We start from the raw sequence: 14097 nt of genomic DNA on the forward strand, positions 1-14097 counted from the left end.
ATTATAACACCGCTGCGCATGCGTTGAGACTACCCGTCGGCGGGACGCGTCAGCAACTCGCGCAACAGCTGCGATTCCTCCGGCGTCAGCCGCTCACCCCGTGACTTGAATTTAAGCCTTTCCAGCTCGACATTCCGCAGCAATTGCAGCAATCGCGCATTGCCGTCGCGGAATTGTTCCCGGGCTGCTTCATCGGGTGACGCAAACTCTTCCGGATCCTGCATGGCCTGCTGCAGAATGCTGTCCACCAACCCCTCGAAGGGTGTGCCACGCGCGCACTCCACAAGCTGAGCCGGTGTCGGCTCGGTGGCGTGCTCCGTGGCGCGTTCGGCGAGCATCGCAAAACAGGCCAATTCGTCCGACAAGGTCAGACTATCTGGCAATTGGACATCGCAAGCCCACGAAGGGTTCATCAGCAGCCATTTGATCTGCTTTCGAATCAGCGATGTCGTGAATTGCCGGTTCGACTCCTGGGGCACGCGGTATTCGCGTTTCCCCTTGCGTTCCGGTTTCGCGTTGCCCACCAGCATGTCGAACTCGTCGACTTCGATGCCGGCGAGTTCCGCCAGCCTTTTTTTGATGATGAACCCCAAAACCGGAGCGGCAATCTGTGCCAGAAGCGGTTTGGCCTGCCGTATCAGGTCGGCCCGCCCTTCCGGCGATGTCATGTCCACGCGGCGTGTCAGCTCGCGGGTAAAATAGGCTGAAAGCGGCAAACTGTCAGCCTCCAGCCTGGCTTCGAACGCGTCGGCGCCCTCAGCCCTCACAAAACTGTCCGGATCGTGCTCTTCCGGCAAAAACAGAAAATGCAGCGCCTTGCCATCCGCCAGCTGCGGAAGACTGTTTTCCAGCGCCCGCCATGCCGCCTTCTGGCCGGGCGCATCGCCGTCAAAACAGAAGTACACATCGTCCGCGTGGCGCATCAGCTTGCGCACATGCTCGCCGGTCGTCGCCGTACCCAGCGTAGCGACGGCATAGCCTATCCCGAATTGGGACAGCGCCACCACATCCATGTAGCCCTCGACGACCAGGACACGGTTTTTTTCCCGTATCGCCTGCCTGGCCTCGTAAAGCCCGTACAGTTCCCGGCCCTTTTCGAACAGCGGCGTCTCGGGCGAATTCAGGTATTTTGGCTCGCCCTTGCCCAGGACCCGTCCGCCAAAACCGATGATCGCGCCGCGCTGATTGCGGATCGGAAACATCACGCGGTCGCGGAAACGGTCGTAACGGCGTCCTTCGTCATTGACGATCACCAGACCGCTTTCGACCAGCCGCCCGTCATCGTAAGACTCGAAGACCGTCTCGAGGTTCTGCCATTCGCCAGGGGCATAGCCCAACCCGAAACGCGCGGCGATTTCGCCGCTGACCCCCCGCTCCTTGAAATAGCGGATCGCGTTGGGGGCGCCCTTGAGCTGCTGTTTGTAGTACACGGCGGCACGCTGCAGCGCGTCCTCGAGCGTCATCTGCCGCTCGCGGGCCGCCCGCGAGGCGGCTTGGTCGACCCGGCTCGCCTCCGGCACGGTCATGCCCACGCCTTCGGCGAGCAGGCGTACCGCATCGACGAAACCGAGCCCCTGATATTCCATCACGAAGCCGATGGCCGAGCCGTGCGCTCCGCATCCAAAACAATGATAGAACTGTTTGGTCGGACTCACCGTAAATGACGGTGACTTCTCCTTATGAAAAGGACAACAGGCCAGATAATTCTGGCCGCCTTTCTTGAGCGGGACATGGCGATCCACCACATCGACGATATCGACGCGGGACAGGAGCTGATCGACAAAATCCTGCGGAATCACCTGGGCATCAGCGGGCGAGAGCCGCCTTGATGCGGGCGGAGACGGCGCCCATATCGGCGCGGCCGGCCATCTGCGGGCGCACAGCGCCCATCACCTTGCCCATGTCCTGCATGGAAACCGCGCCGGTCGTCTCGATAGCGGCGGAGATCAGCGCGTCGACTTCGGCATCCGACAGCGGCTCGGGAAGGTAAGAGGACAACACGTCCATCTCGAGTTTTTCCTTGTCAACCAGATCCTGGCGGCCGGCGGCCTCGAACTGGGCAATGGAGTCGCGGCGCTGCTTGAGCATTTTGTCGACAACACCGATGATCGCGGCGTCGTCCAGCTCGATACGCTCGTCCACTTCCTTTTGCTTCATGGCGGCCATCAGCAGGCGAATGGCGGCCAGACGGCTGCTTTCGCGGGCCTTCATGGCGCTTTTCATGTCATCGCTAATGCGGGCTTTGAGACTCATGATCGGACTCACAGGGAAAAACTGCGGATTGCAGTCATATTCGGAAAGCACAAATGGCAAAACCGCAGGGGTTCCCTGCGGTCCTGCTCACAACCGGGCCGACTGGAAATCAGTACAGTTTCGGCGGCAGCATCTGGCTGCGGATGCGCTTGTAATGGCGCTTCACGGCAGCGGCATGCTTGCGCTTGCGTTCGGTGGTCGGCTTCTCGTAGAACTCGCGGGCGCGCAGTTCGGTCAGAAGGCCGGTTTTTTCAACGGAACGCTTGAAGCGACGCATCGCTACTTCGAAGGGCTCATTCTCTTTAACGCGAATATGGGGCATTACTTAGTGTCCTCAATTCTGGAAGCTAAATGCTTGATCTTGATAGAAACGGGTATTTTAACAACAAAGCGGCTCGAGTAAAAGCCTGACACTCCACGGGCAGAGCAGCCTTGCGCATCATGCGCCAGGTTTGCCTGCCGAAATCACCCCCTCGGTTGGAGAACTTGGTGTTGCACTGTAAAAACGTTTCGGCATCCGTCCGGCATGGTACGCCGCTCGGCCCGCCTCAACGGCCAAGCCCATGGCGCGCGCCATGAGCACGGGATCCTTCGCCGCCGCGATGGCGGTATTCATCAACACGCCGTCGCAGCCCAGCTCCATGGCGATCGTGGCATCCGAAGCGGTTCCGACCCCGGCGTCGACCAGCACGGGAACACGGGCCCTTTCGATGATCAGCTGCAAATTCCACGGATTGAGAATGCCCATGCCGGAACCGATCAGGCTGGCCAGCGGCATGATCGCGCAGCAGCCGATGTCTTCCAGTTCCTTGGCGACAATGGGATCATCCGAAGTGTAGACCATGACATCGAAACCTTCGCCGACAAGCACTTCGGCGGCCCTGACCGTTTCGCGGACATTCGGATACAGCGAGGCGGGATCGCCGAGCACCTCGAGCTTCACCAACCGGTGATCGTCGAGCAGCTCGCGCGCCAGCCTCAGCGTTCTGATCGCTTCGTCGGCGGAGTAGCACCCCGCCGTGTTGGGGAGCAATGTATACCTGTTTTTCGGGAGAAAGTCGAGCAGATTCGGCTGATCCGGATCCTGTCCGAGATTGACCCGGCGGATCGCCACCGTCACGATCTCGGTGCCCGACGCATCGAGCGCCGCGGCGGTCTGTGCGAAATCCCGGTATTTGCCGGTTCCCACCAGCAGACGGGAGGCATAATGCCTGCCCGCTATGATCAGTTGGTCGTCCACGTGTCCCACACCCTGTAAAACAAAGTCAGTCAAGCCGATCAGCCTCCGCCGACGGCCACCACGATCTCCAGCACATCGCCATTGGCCAGGTTTTCCAACTCATGACGGCTTCTTGGCACGATCTCGCCATTGCGCTCCACGGCAATACGCTTCCCCGTCAAATCCAGCTCGCGGATCAGCTCGGCAACGGTCGACACGCCGGCAAAACCGCGCGCCTCTCCATTGAGGCAAATTTGCAACACTTGGCTCATTTCCGTTCCGTTCTCTGCACCACGTCGAGCTGCTCGATTTCCGCGATGACGCGCTCCAGGTGAGCCAGATTATCGACCTGCAACCGGAAGTCGATATGGATGTAACCATCGCCGACGTGGGTATCCTTGGTATCGACCTTTTCGATATTGGCCGACGCATGGGAGATCACCGTGGCGATATCGGCAAGCGCCCCGCGCTCATGATGGGCCAGCACGCTGACATTGACCCCGAACATGCGGTCTTTCTGCGCCTCCCAGCTTACCGTCAGCAATTTATCGTGATCGACACGCTTGGCATTGGGGCATTCGCCCCGATGGATCACCAGCCCCTGCCCCTTGATGATCACACCGATGATAGCATCGCCGGGAATGGGGTTGCAGCACGATGACAACTGCACGGCGCCGCCTTCGGTTCCCCGTATGGTGACCGGACCGACATGCAGATCCTCGCCCAGACGTTCGCCGGCCAGTTCGATCAGGCGACGAGCGACAACGACGGGCAAAAGCTTGCCCACCCCGATTTCCGCCAGCACATCCCGGAACGTGGTGATCTTGTCGCCGAAAGCGGCAAGGTAGGCCTCTTCCAGGGCGGCATCCACGGCCAGCGGACGCGCCGCAAGAGCACCGACCGCCTGCTTGAGCAGCTTTTCGCCCAGCACGGCCGCATCGGTGCGCTGCAGGCTCTTGAGATAACTGCGGATGCAGGAACGAGCCCTGCCGCTTGCGACAAATGTCAGCCAGGACGGGTTGGGCTTGGTCTGCGTCGAGGTGATCACCTCGACCGAATCGCCATTGCGTAGCACTGTCCTGAGCGGCACCAGCGAATGGTTGACGCGCGCCGCGATACAGCGATGGCCCACATCGGTATGCACCGCATACGCGAAGTCGACCGGGGTCGAGCCCTGCGGCAGCACCATGATCTTGCCCTTGGGGGTGAACACATATACCTCGTCGGGAAAAAGATCGATCTTGATGTGTTCAAGAAACTCGACGGCGTCGTCGCTTTCCGCCTGGATGTCGAGAATGCTTTGCAACCACTGGTGCGTGCGCTGCTGGGCCGTATCCAGGCTCGCGTCGCCGCTCTTGTACATCCAGTGCGAGGCCACTCCCGCTTCGGCGATGCGGTTCATCTCGCGGGTACGGATCTGCATTTCCACCGGTGTGCCGTAGGGGCCGAACAGGGTGGTGTGCAGACTCTGGTAGCCATTGCTCTTGGGAATGGCGATGTAATCCTTGAACTTGCCGGGGATGGGCTTGTAAAGGCTGTGCAGGGCGCCCAGCGCCAGATAGCAGCTGGGAATATCGTTCACCACGACGCGGAAACCGTAGATGTCCAGCACCTCGGAAAACGACAGGTGTTTTTCCTGCATCTTCTTGTAAATGCTGTAGAGGTTCTTCTCCCGCCCCTTGATCACCGCCTCGATATTGCTGCTGACCAGCTTCTGGCTGACCGACTGGAGGATCTTGTTGACCACTTCGCGGCGGTTGCCGCGCGCGCCGCGCACCGCCTTGGAGAGCACGTTGTAGCGGTGGTAGTGCAGATGACGGAACGCCAGATCCTGCAGCTCCCGATACACCTTGTTAAGGCCGATCCGGTTGGCGATCGGCGCATAGATTTCCAGCGTCTCCAGCGCGATGCGCCTGCGCTTGTCCTCGCGCATGGAGTCCAGGGTCCGCATGTTGTGCATGCGGTCGGCCAGCTTGACGATGATCACGCGGATATCGCGCGCCATCGCCAGCACCATCTTGCGGAAGTTTTCCGCCTGAGCCGTTTCCTTGGTCTGATACTCGAGCCGTTCGAGTTTGGAGAGGCCATCGACAAGATCGGCGATCGTCTTGCCGAATTTCTCGGTCAGCGTCGGCTTGGTGACGCCGGTATCCTCAAGCACGTCGTGGAGCAGGGCCGCCGCCAGCCCCTGCACGTCCAGCCGCCAGTCGGTGAGCATGGTCGCCACCGCCAGCGGATGGGTGATATACGGCTCGCCGCTCTTGCGTGTCTGGCCTTCATGCGCCTCGCGGCTGACATCGAAGGCCTGATGCAGCAACTGGATATCCTCCGGCCGCAGATAGCGCGAGGCCGCCTCGAAAAAGGCTTCGGCCTCGCGGCGCACGACCGCGTCGTAATCGACCGCTTCGGCGATATCGTTACTCATCGTGGGCAAACGTCGCCAGAGAGGATCAGGCCTTACCGCGGTTCAGCACTTCCTTGCCGACATGGCCCGCGGCGATTTCACGCAGCGCCACGACGGTGGGTTTATGGCGGCCGGCATCCACGAAGGCCGTCGCACCGGAAGCCACCTGACGGGCGCGGTACGCCGCGGCCAGGGTCAGGTCGAAGCGGTTGGTAATGCGATCCAGGCAGTCATCAACAGTAATACGGGCCATGGTTATCCTCTTTCAGTAATTCACTAAATAAAAATGCGTGGTGCGCCGTTCGCTCAGGCGCAGGTTCCCATGCGCGCCAGTTTTTCCGCATGCCGCGCGCGCTGCGCGTCGCCTTTCAGGCGCTGGGCGCGCACGACGCTGATCAGGTCGGCGCGAGCCCGCTCGAAATTGTCGTTCACAACGATGTAATCGTATTGGGCAACCTTGTCAATTTCCGAACGCGCCTCGGCCAGACGACGGCGGATGACGTCCTCGCTGTCGGTCGCCCGGCCGCGCAGCCGCCGCTCAAGTTCCTCGATCGACGGGGGCATGATGAAAATGCTCACCGCCTCCGGGAAAATCCGTCGCACCTGGGCGGCGCCCTGCCAGTCGATCTCGAGCAGGATATCGCGCCCCTTGGCCAGGCGCTCCTCCAGCCAGCGGGCGCTGGTGCCGTAATAGTTTCCGTACACTTCGGCGTATTCGACGAAATCGCCCAGCCCGATCATCTCCTCGAATTTCGGGCGATCGATGAAATGGTAGTTCTTGCCCGCCACTTCCCCGCTGCGCGGAGCGCGGGTGGTGTAGGACACCGACAGTTCGACGCCGGGCTCGGCATCGAGCAAGGCAGCGACCAGCGAGGTTTTACCTGCCCCGGAAGGCGCTACCACAACAAAAATCGTCCCGGTTGGCTGCGTCATGAGCAAGACATCCACATCAAAGTGTAATTTTTCAGGATACCACAGCCGTGCGACCCACGTTAAGCCATGGAGTATTTTCACATCAAAATTTAGGCGTTTGCCAGGGTGCCGAACTAGAATTATGTGCTTTGCAACAAACTCTTATCCGACTGAAGGCTATCCCCCGATGCAGCTGATCGAAAACCTGTTCAAGCTTAAAGAACACAACACATCCGTTAAAACGGAAGTGATTGCCGGTTTTACCACTTTCTTGACCATGGCATATATCATCCTGGTCAACCCGCTCATCCTGTCCAGCACGGGCATGGATCTGAACGCCGTCTTCGTCGCCACCTGTCTTGCCGCCGCGCTCGGCACCGCGATCATGGGCCTTGTCGCCAACTACCCGATCGCGCTGGCACCCGGCATGGGCCTGAACGCCTATTTCACGTTCACCGTGGTCAAGGGCATGAACGTCCCCTGGGAAACGGCTCTGGGCGCCGTATTCATTTCCGGACTGGTCTTCCTCGCCGTCAGTCTTTTCAAGGTTCGTGAAGCCATTGTGAACGCTATCCCGCGTTCCCTCAAGTTCGCCATCTCGGCGGGCGTCGGCATGTTCCTCGCCATCATCGCCCTGAAGAACGCCGGCGTGATCGCCGCGCACCCGGCGACCTACCTGACCCTCGGCGATATCCACAAGCCGTCCACGCTGCTCGCCATTCTGGGCTTCTTCATCATCGTCGCGCTGGAATACCGCCGTGTCCACGGCTCCATCATCATCGGCATTCTGGCCGTGACCGCGCTGTCGATCCTGCTTGGCCTGTCCAAATTCGAAGGCATCGTGGCTCCCGTGCCCAGCATGGCACCGACCCTCATGAAAATGGACATCCAGGGCGCGCTCAACGCCGGTCTGATCGGCGTGGTTTTCGTATTTTTCTTCGTTGACCTGTTCGACACCACCGGCACCCTGGTCGGCGTGTCGCACCGCGCAGGGCTCCTGGACAAGGATGGCAAGCTGCCGCGACTGAAACGCGCGCTGATGGCCGACTCCGTGGCGATCACCGCCGGAGCCGTGATGGGCACCTCCTCCACCACCGCCTACATCGAATCGGCCGCCGGCACCGCGGTCGGCGGTCGCACCGGCCTGACCGCCGTGGTCGTCGCCCTGCTGTTCCTGGCCTGCCTGTGGTTCTCCCCGCTGGCCAAAACGGTTCCCGCCTACGCCACCGCACCGGCGCTTTGCTATGTGGCCGTGCTGATGGCGCGAGGCCTCGCCGAGATCCAGTGGGACGACCTGACCGAATCCGCGCCGGCGGTCATGACGGCTCTTGCCATGCCCTTCACTTTCTCGATCGCGGACGGCATCGCCTTCGGGTTCATCAGCTATACCCTGATCAAGCTGCTGGCCGGCAGATTCGCCGATCTGAAGCCGGCCGTCATCGTGATCGCGGTGCTGTGGATCTTCAAGCTCGCCTTCTTCCTTTGAGTTACAATCACGGTATGGAAAATCTCAGTAATCTCGATTATTCCAGCTATCTCAAAGGCTGGATCCGTACCGTGCCCAACTGGCCCCAGCAAGGCGTGATGTTCCGCGACATCACGCCGTTGCTGCAAAACCCCAAGACGTTCCGCATGCTGATCGACATTTTCGTGCATCGCTACATGAGCGAAAAGGTCGACGTGGTCGCGGGACTGGATGCGCGCGGCTTCATTATCGGCTCGGTACTGGCCTATGAGCTGAACGTCGGCTTCGTGCCCATTCGCAAGAAAGGCAAGCTGCCGTTCACCACGGTCGAAGAAGAGTACGAGTTGGAATACGGCAACGCCGCGGTGGAAGTGCATACCGATGCCTGCCGCCCCGGCGATCGGGTCATTCTGATCGACGATCTGGTCGCGACCGGTGGCACCATGCTGGCCGGCTACAAACTGCTGCAAAAGCTCGGGGCGGAAGTCATCGAGGCCGCCGCCATCATCGAACTGCCCGAACTCAAGGGTGGCGAACTTGTCCGGTCCTCCGGACTCGACCTGTTCACCGTCTGCTCCTACGAAGGCCACTGAAAGCGGCCGCCGCCCGCTTCCTTCTCCAAGATCACACCCATACGCCGCCGCCGGCCCAAGACCTCTTGTCGAGGCCTTCGTCGTGCCCGGCTGCGGCGCTTTTCCGTCAAGATCCGTCAGACGGGGACAACAGAGCGACCTGGGCCTTCACCAGGGCCACCACGCCACGCCACGTCCAGCGGGTCAGCCAGAAACAGAACAGGACTCCGACAACTCCGGCCACCAGCATGCCGGCACCGACCAGCAATAACGCCTTCAGCACGGACATTCCTTTCAGACCGGTAATGTGAAGGGTATCCTTTTTCGTTCCGCCATCCCGCGCCGCGGCATTCAGAATCCGCTCCGCCGCATCGCTGGAAATGAGCTTGGCCTTGATCTCCGCGTTGAGCGTGCGCTGGAGTGTCTCGTGGCTGGAAAGCTCCTGGCTGACCTCCATGCCGGGCAACGCCCCATTACCAAGACGAGTCACGACCTTGCCTCCGTCATGGGTCTCGATGTGCAGTTCGGCGAGTCCGGCTTCGCCATCGAGCTTCATGGAAACCTGGTCGCCCTCCGCCGAACGCAACGCATACGACCGCAGCTCATGCTTGGGCAAAGTGATTTCACCGTCGCTGTCGGCCTTCAGCGCCGAAGGACCGCTGCTGTCGATCTTCACGCCCCCTGCACCGCCGCGCAATCGCACACTGTCGCCATTGCGGTACACCAGCGTCACACTGTCGCCACCGCGCAACCGGATCGTCACGTCATTGTCCGAGGGGTCGAACTCATCGCCAAGCGGCGCCGCCTCACCATTCTCGGCAGCGGCAAATGTGAGGGTTCCCTCTGTCAGCCAGTCATTGCGCAACGACAGGTCAGGCCAGCCGGAAACGGCATTGATACCACCGATGCACAACAGAAACGCACCCACGCCAAAGAAGGTGACCGAGGTGATCCACCCCGCCGTGAGGAGCGACAGGTACAGCATGAAAGGGATGGCCAGCAGAAAGTTCATCAGCCCCAGTCCGGCCACGGCCGCCACGACGCGGAACAGGGAGCCGACCGACTTGCTCTCTTCCCATTGCCGGTACCGCACTTGCGCGCGCAGCTCCTTGGCAAGCTTGGCGGGATCGCCCAGCGATTGCACGACCTCATCCTCGGTGCGGCCGGCCTCCTGGGCATCACGGAAATACTCCTGATAGTCGGCGAGGATCTCGTCGATCTCCCGGGGCGGCAAACCGCGCAAGCCGGCCTCCAGGGCGGAGAGAAAGGCTTTCTGATTCATTGTGACAGTTCCTGAGAGGAGGGGGAGCCATTGGCATGGTGTTCTTGCAAAACACTTTCCACTTCCGCAACGAACTCGCGCCATTCACGGCGCATGGCCCGAAGTTCGCTGCGACCGGCATCGGTCAATTGGTAATACTTGCGGGATGGACCAGACGAAGATTCAACCAGATAGGTTTTTACCCAGGATTCATTTTGAAGACGCCTCATCAAGGGATAAATCGTTCCCTCGCTGATCTCCATGGTTGCCGCCATTTTACTGACAATTTCGTAAGCATAACTGTCCGCCTGCTCCAGGATGGCGAGGACACACATATCCAGGGTCCCCTTTTTTAATTGTGTCTTCATAAATCCCTGACCCTTCGATCTTCCATCACTTTGTCATGCCCGCAATGCCGACACAAGCTTTATTCCTGATGTCTATTGATTGCCCGCCAAGCGCCTGCTCGACTCCACCCCGGCGACAAGGAGATGCCGCGAGCGCTCTGTCCGGCCCTCCGGCGCTTCCGGCACGTTACCGCACAACAAACGCTTGGTCCCGGCTATCGCCGGCGATGACACTTGACAGTTCAGCGCCTGGTTGAGAAGCGGCTCGGCGGGAGAAACAGCCCTGATCACCTCTGCCGATAACGCCATGAAAAAACCGAATGACGCCGCAGCGGCCACCAGAAAGGAAACCAGTCGCACGCTTTTCATGATCATACCTCATCGAGTGAATATAGCACTGTACCTTGCATAACAAGGAACGACGTTGCGGCCTCGCCAAATCCAGCCCACAGCGTCAATATAATGAAAGATACCTTGCAAAACAAGGTATCTTGCTAGATTTCATGAAAGTCTCGCCAGGAGAGGGGCGATGCGTCCATAACATCATAAGTGCAGAGTCGTTGCCCGCGCAGTCATGGCAGCAAGAAACGCTTCGAACCGCTCAGTCGACAAACCTTTTTCCGCCGCCAGCTTGTTCACGACCACTGGAAAAAGACTTTCATGCAGAGCCTTGTGCCGGGAAACATCTGGCTCACAGGACCGGATCGCATCGCTGACCCAAGCGGCAAGGGTGCTTGAGGCAATTTTGAAAAGATTATCGGGATCGAGCAAATGATGCCGGACATCGGAAAACTCGTCGCGGTCGAGCAATTGTCTTGCGCAGTCGGACATCTCCACCCGGACCTGAGCCGGAGAGCCCCACCCATCCGCGAACCGCCTAGCAGCGATGCCGTCAAGATGCCGAACCAATTGCATGCTGCGAGCCTGACGGACTAGATCGAGGCTTACCTCATCGGGCATCCGCCTCAGCATGCCGCCAATGGTCGACATGACGCGGCGGAGCAGCGCATCCTTGCCGGTCTCGTCCAGCGCCGAATCGCCTGACGCCCGCACATTTTCTTGCGTCGGGACGCTTTTCGAAGGCCCGGCGAAATACGGGTCATCCGAAGGACGGACGCAGCTCATGCAGACCCGGACAAGGCGGGATACCAGTTGCCCGCCCGCCCGTCTGGCCAACGCGGCGACCTCGACGACACGTTTAGAGGGATTGAGAAGAAAAGACGAAACCAACATGTGATGTTTCCATGTGAAGAATGATTTCCCTCACCTTAACCCCCTCTCCCCCGCGTGGCTTTCACAAATCGCCACTTCTGCGGACCGAACAAACACCATGGAACGCGCATCAAAAATGTTCATCGCCACGCTGCTTCAGATAGCTTGAAGTGATGTTATCGATCCAGGCGATGACATCGGCAAGCCTCACACCCTTCGACTCGCTCAACACCTTGTCCATCACACGCTCCTCAGTTCGCTTCAGCACCAGGCGATAGGCGGCTTGCGCGGCCTCCCCCGCGCGACCTGCAGGACGCAGAGCGCCAAGGTCGGAAAAAGCGAGCTCTACCGCCTGACCTACCGAGTTCGCACCCGCGCTCATTACCACTACGCCATCGATCAACCAACTGCGGTAAATATCGTGCGCGTGCAAACGCTGCAAAAAAAATGCGTTCACCCGATTCGCCTCATGCGGTTGCAGAGTGTCGCTGCCGGCCAATTCCTGACACAGCAGATCTGCCGCACGGCTCATGCGATGAGAAAGGTAGCTGGAAATCAGTTGCCGTTTCATCGTCATATCGCCTGACTCATAGCGTGAAACGACACGACGGTACGCCGCATCGGCAATCTGTTCCAGATCTTCTCGGGCACCGTCCCCCACTCCCGATGATCCTCGGAAAAACCCGGGTAATAGCAGGCGCTTTGCGGTACGGAGGCCGCCATGCACACAAGAAGGGCGGCACGGTGCCCGCCTCACGGCAGCCGCATCGGCAAAACCAGTCTTTGGCTCAATACAGCAGGGGATCATCAAAGGAAATGCCGAAGACATAATTTCCATATCTATTTTTCATCAGTCATGTGAAGGATATGGGATTACGATGCGGCATGGGGGAGGGGAAGGTCTTGCAAAAAACGCTCATACCTGGGGGAAGCATCCAAAAAAAGCGAGGATACGGCCCACCACCGTATCCTCCCAAGCAACAACACACACATCAAAAGGAAAACACATCAACAACAGTCGTCATGCTCCGGGTTTGGGCGACCTGTCCTCGATACAGCTTTCTTTGTCCGCCTTCATCGCACGGCGGACAAAGATCGCGACACAGACCACCACAATCAGCGTGGCAACAAGAATCGTGATAAGGCTCAACAGTCCCACATCGTCAGACAGCAGTTCAGACCAGAGACTCATGACTCGCTCCTTCCTTCGGGGTCACGGGCACTCGGTGCCGACCCGGCGACATGAAATTTTTGAGAAACGAATATCGCTTTCTCAAGCTGCAGTCATAATATCCTTATGAAATATATGGTCTTTGACGTGCATCAAACGTCATGCTGATGCCATGATCCATAGGACAAACACAAAAAAAGCGGCCCGTTTACCACGGACCGCCGTTCTTTTTCAGCCCACCCGATCAGGATTTCGGCGTCGCATCCTTGGAAAGGAAAAAGGCATCGGAATAAAACTCATCTTCCGGAAGCGCCCTTTCGGTCGTGAACGTGCGATGAGCGGCTTCGACCATCACCGGCGCGCCGCAGGCATAAACCTGATAACCGGAAAGATCGTCGAAATCGGCGAGTACGGCTTCGTGTACGAATCCGGTGCGGCCTTGCCATGCATCCGCCTCCGCGGGCTCGGACAGAACGGGGATGAACGTGAAATTCGGCATCGTTGCCTGCCATTCGGCCGCCATGCCGGCAAGATACAGGTCTTCGAGGGTACGCGCCCCCCAATACAGCACCATCTCGCGGTCAAGACCGATATGACGGGCATGCTCGACGATACCCTTGATCGGAGCGAAACCGGTGCCGCTGGCGATGAAGAGAATCGGCTTGTCCGAATCTTCGCGCAGGAAGAAGGTACCCAGCGGTCCCTTGAAACGCATGATCTCCCGCTCTTTCATGGTCGTGAACACGTATTCGGAAAAACTGCCTCCGGGCTGATGGCGGATATGCAGCTCCAGAAAACCTTCATCATGCGGAGCATTGGCAATGGAAAAGCTGCGTTTCTTGCCATCCTTCATCAGGATGTCGATGTACTGACCAGCGCGAAACAACAGGCGCTCCGACACGGGAAGCTTGAGGCGGAGAATGGCAACGTCATGAATTTTCTCGATTTTCTCCACTCGACACGGCAAGGTTTTGATCGGAATATCGCCCATACCCGTCACTTCGCGCGCCTCGATACTGATATCGCCTTTGGGACGCGAACAACAGAACAGCGCGTACCCTTGCGCCCGATCCTGATCGCTCAGCGCTCCGGCCTGGTAACTGCCATGGTCGACATCGCCCTCGACGACCTTGCCCCGGCACGCACCGCACGCGCCGTCGCGACATCCGTAAGGCAATCCGAGTCCCTGGCGCAACCCAGCCTCCAGGATAGTTTCATGGTCTTCCACTGTGAATGTGTGCCCGCTCGGGAGCACCTTGACCTGACACGTCATTTCTCTAT

At 59.3% G+C, this 14097-nt stretch carries 18 protein-coding genes; 3 read left to right on the forward strand and 15 right to left on the reverse strand.

What is annotated here, in order from left to right; translation table 11 throughout:
• Positions 1-29: 29 nt before the first annotated feature.
• Complete coding sequence (dnaG, locus tag JNO50_RS16500) at positions 30-1745, reverse strand: DNA primase (RefSeq protein ID WP_229804503.1); 1716 nt, start codon at positions 1743-1745, stop codon at positions 30-32.
• On the opposite strand from dnaG, the gene JNO50_RS19085 reads away from it, so the two are divergent.
• The gene (locus tag JNO50_RS19085) at positions 1680-1829 is read left to right on the forward strand and encodes a hypothetical protein (protein ID WP_229804507.1); all 150 of its coding nucleotides are present in this window, start codon (positions 1680-1682) and stop codon (positions 1827-1829) included. The genes dnaG and JNO50_RS19085 overlap by 66 nt on opposite strands.
• Here JNO50_RS19085 and JNO50_RS16505 read toward each other — a convergent pair.
• From JNO50_RS16505 to gmk, 7 genes are all read right to left on the reverse strand, one after another.
• Complete coding sequence (locus tag JNO50_RS16505; protein WP_189531456.1) at positions 1807-2253, reverse strand: GatB/YqeY domain-containing protein; 447 nt, start codon at positions 2251-2253, stop codon at positions 1807-1809. The genes JNO50_RS19085 and JNO50_RS16505 overlap by 23 nt on opposite strands.
• Before the next feature lie 109 nt (positions 2254-2362).
• Positions 2363-2575: a 30S ribosomal protein S21 gene (gene rpsU / locus JNO50_RS16510; protein ID WP_189531457.1), complete on the reverse strand. Its 213-nt coding sequence runs from the start codon at positions 2573-2575 to the stop codon at positions 2363-2365.
• Between the two features lie 117 nt (positions 2576-2692).
• On the reverse strand, positions 2693-3493 hold the full coding sequence (locus tag JNO50_RS16515; protein ID WP_189531458.1) for a thiazole synthase: 801 nt from the start codon (positions 3491-3493) through the stop codon (positions 2693-2695).
• A 38-nt stretch (positions 3494-3531) separates the two neighbouring features.
• Positions 3532-3744, reverse strand: coding sequence for a sulfur carrier protein ThiS (thiS, locus tag JNO50_RS16520; protein WP_215796413.1), 213 nt, complete (start codon positions 3742-3744; stop codon positions 3532-3534).
• Positions 3741-5897: a RelA/SpoT family protein gene (locus tag JNO50_RS16525; RefSeq protein ID WP_189531459.1), complete on the reverse strand. Its 2157-nt coding sequence runs from the start codon at positions 5895-5897 to the stop codon at positions 3741-3743. The genes thiS and JNO50_RS16525 overlap by 4 nt, the downstream gene beginning before the upstream one ends.
• A 25-nt stretch (positions 5898-5922) precedes the next feature.
• A complete protein-coding gene (gene rpoZ / locus JNO50_RS16530) occupies positions 5923-6129 on the reverse strand; it encodes a DNA-directed RNA polymerase subunit omega (protein ID WP_189531460.1) in 207 nt (68 codons plus the stop codon).
• Positions 6130-6182: 53 nt separating this feature from the next.
• A complete protein-coding gene (gene gmk / locus JNO50_RS16535; RefSeq protein ID WP_189531461.1) occupies positions 6183-6809 on the reverse strand; it encodes a guanylate kinase in 627 nt (208 codons plus the stop codon).
• Positions 6810-6975: 166 nt separating this feature from the next.
• Between gmk and JNO50_RS16540 the strand changes: the two genes are divergently transcribed.
• Both JNO50_RS16540 and JNO50_RS16545 read left to right on the forward strand, forming a co-directional pair.
• Positions 6976-8274 (forward strand): NCS2 family permease, encoded by a 1299-nt coding sequence (locus JNO50_RS16540; RefSeq protein ID WP_189531462.1) that lies wholly within the window; start codon positions 6976-6978, stop codon positions 8272-8274.
• Positions 8275-8288: 14 nt separating this feature from the next.
• Positions 8289-8846, forward strand: coding sequence for an adenine phosphoribosyltransferase (locus JNO50_RS16545; protein ID WP_189531463.1), 558 nt, complete (start codon positions 8289-8291; stop codon positions 8844-8846).
• Between the two features lie 106 nt (positions 8847-8952).
• Here the strand turns inward: JNO50_RS16545 and JNO50_RS16550 are convergent, their stop codons facing one another.
• From JNO50_RS16550 to JNO50_RS16580, 7 genes are all read right to left on the reverse strand, one after another.
• Complete coding sequence (locus JNO50_RS16550; RefSeq protein WP_189531464.1) at positions 8953-10107, reverse strand: DUF1700 domain-containing protein; 1155 nt, start codon at positions 10105-10107, stop codon at positions 8953-8955.
• Positions 10104-10454 carry a PadR family transcriptional regulator gene (locus JNO50_RS16555; RefSeq protein WP_189531466.1) on the reverse strand — a complete coding sequence of 117 codons (351 nt, stop codon included), beginning with the start codon at positions 10452-10454 and terminating at the stop codon, positions 10104-10106. The genes JNO50_RS16550 and JNO50_RS16555 overlap by 4 nt, the downstream gene beginning before the upstream one ends.
• 72 nt (positions 10455-10526) lie before the next feature.
• On the reverse strand, positions 10527-10808 hold the full coding sequence (locus JNO50_RS16560) for a hypothetical protein (protein ID WP_189531468.1): 282 nt from the start codon (positions 10806-10808) through the stop codon (positions 10527-10529).
• A 168-nt stretch (positions 10809-10976) separates the two neighbouring features.
• Positions 10977-11666, reverse strand: coding sequence for a hypothetical protein (locus JNO50_RS16565; protein WP_189531470.1), 690 nt, complete (start codon positions 11664-11666; stop codon positions 10977-10979).
• Positions 11667-11775: 109 nt separating this feature from the next.
• Positions 11776-12483 (reverse strand): hypothetical protein, encoded by a 708-nt coding sequence (locus JNO50_RS16570; protein ID WP_189531472.1) that lies wholly within the window; start codon positions 12481-12483, stop codon positions 11776-11778.
• A 183-nt stretch (positions 12484-12666) separates the two neighbouring features.
• Positions 12667-12837, reverse strand: a complete 171-nt coding sequence (locus JNO50_RS16575; protein ID WP_189531474.1) for a DUF3149 domain-containing protein — start codon at positions 12835-12837, stop codon at positions 12667-12669.
• A gap of 223 nt (positions 12838-13060) precedes the next feature.
• The gene (locus JNO50_RS16580; protein WP_189531476.1) at positions 13061-14089 is read right to left on the reverse strand and encodes a CDP-6-deoxy-delta-3,4-glucoseen reductase; all 1029 of its coding nucleotides are present in this window, start codon (positions 14087-14089) and stop codon (positions 13061-13063) included.
• Between the last annotated feature and the right edge of the window lie 8 nt (positions 14090-14097).

Source organism: Paludibacterium paludis, from assembly GCF_018802605.1.
Lineage (GTDB): Bacteria > Pseudomonadota > Gammaproteobacteria > Burkholderiales > Chromobacteriaceae > Paludibacterium > Paludibacterium paludis.